This window comes from Ameyamaea chiangmaiensis (assembly GCF_013376175.1).
Taxonomy (GTDB): Bacteria; Pseudomonadota; Alphaproteobacteria; order Acetobacterales; family Acetobacteraceae; genus Ameyamaea; species Ameyamaea chiangmaiensis.
Map to the genome: position 1 here is coordinate 1 of NZ_JABXXR010000291.1, position 1,542 is coordinate 1,542.

General features: G+C 70.0%; 2 protein-coding genes and 1 pseudogene. All 3 read left to right on the forward strand.

The features are described 5' to 3' along the window. Nucleotides 1-240: pseudogene (locus tag HUK82_RS16455) on the forward strand (bifunctional cobalt-precorrin-7 (C(5))-methyltransferase/cobalt-precorrin-6B (C(15))-methyltransferase); the annotation flags it as partial. Continuing rightward, a complete protein-coding gene (locus tag HUK82_RS16460; protein ID WP_176614945.1) occupies nucleotides 237-617 on the forward strand; it encodes a cobalamin biosynthesis protein in 381 nt (126 codons plus the stop codon). The pseudogene HUK82_RS16455 and the gene HUK82_RS16460, both read left to right, overlap by 4 nt. After that, nucleotides 614-1,366, forward strand: a complete 753-nt coding sequence (gene cobM / locus HUK82_RS16465; protein WP_176614946.1) for a precorrin-4 C(11)-methyltransferase — start codon at nucleotides 614-616, stop codon at nucleotides 1,364-1,366. The genes HUK82_RS16460 and cobM overlap by 4 nt, the downstream gene beginning before the upstream one ends. Nucleotides 1,367-1,542 lie beyond the last annotated feature (176 nt).

Sequence of the window (1,542 nt, forward strand, 5' to 3'; positions counted from 1 at the left end):
GTCGGCGGGGGCGTCTCGCGCGCCGGTGTGCTTGACGCCGCGTGGGAAGCCTTGCGGCCGGGCGGCCGGTGTGTCGCCAACGCCGTAACGCTGGAAGGCGAGGCGGCGCTGATCGGCATTCACACGGCGCGGGGCGGAACCCTGCTTCGGCTGGGCGTGGAACGGCTGGGGCCGGTCGGAGGGTTGCACGCGTTCCGGCCTGCGATGACCGTGACGCAGTGGGTTGCGATCAAGCCATGAGCGGCGCGCGGGTGCTCGGGATCGGCGCGCGGCCGGGTGTTCGGGCGGCCGACGTTCTAACGCTTGCGCGCTCATTGCCGCTGGAAGGGTGCGACCGGATGGCGCTGCCGTTTTTTCGGGCTGAGGAGCCGGGACTGCGCGAGGCGGCGCGGGTATTGGCGCTTGAGGTGGTGGTGGTGGACGCGGCGTCGCTGCGCGCGGTTCAGCCATACTGCGCCACGCGTTCGGTGGCGGCGGAGCGTGCGACCGGTTTCGCGTCGGTGGCGGAAGGCTGCGCGCTGGCCGCGGCCGGGATCGAAGCATGGCTGGTGATGCCCCGACGCGACGGGCGTGGCGTGACGGGCGCTCTGGCGTGTGGTCGAGGGAGAGAGACATGACCGTTCATTTCATCGGCGCCGGGCCGGGTGCGGCGGATCTGCTGACGCTCCGCGGGCGCGATCTGCTGGCGGCCTGTCCGGTCTGTCTGTACGCCGGGTCCATCGTGCCACGTGCGATGCTGGCCCATTGTCCGCCGGATGCTGAACTGATCGATACGGCGCCGCTGTCGCTCGATGCGATCGAGGGCATTTTCGTGCGCGCGCAGGCGGCCGGGCAGGATGTCGCGCGTCTTCAGTCCGGGGATCTGTCGCTCTACAGCGCCGTGGCCGAGCAGACACGCAGGCTCGACCGTCTGGGTATTCCATGGACCATGACGCCGGGAGTTCCGGCGTTCGCCGCGGCATCGGCCGTTCTTGGGCGCGAACTGACGGTGCCCGAGGTTGCGCAGACGGTGGTGCTGACGCGCGTCTCCGGCCGTGCGTCGTCGATGCCCGCGCGCGAGACGCTGGCGGCCTATGCCGCGACCGGGGCGACCCTTGCGATTCATCTGGCCATTCACGCGTTGGACCGGATCGTGGCCGAGACGCTGCCGCATTATGGTGCCGATTGCCCCGCAGCGATCGTCGCCCGGGCCAGTTGGGACAATCAGGTGGTGGTTAAAGCGACTTTAGGCACGTTGCTTGATCGCGCGCGCGACACGCCGGTCGAGCGCACGGCACTCGTGCTGGTCGGGCCCGCGCTGGGCGCGAGCGTCTTTCGGGAAAGTGCCCTTTATAGCGCCGAGTATCACCGGCGCTTTCGTTCATGACCGGTTCAGGGGCTGCTGCGGCCGATCAAGATGCCGGCGCGGTCGAAGATCAGAACCTCAACGTCGGTCGCGGGCCCCAACACGACCGAGGCCTGCGTGCGGGCTTCCCGCGCGATGGCGTCACACAGCGTGCGGGCGCCGTCTCCGGCCGCCAGAAGCGCCTCGGCCACGGTGAC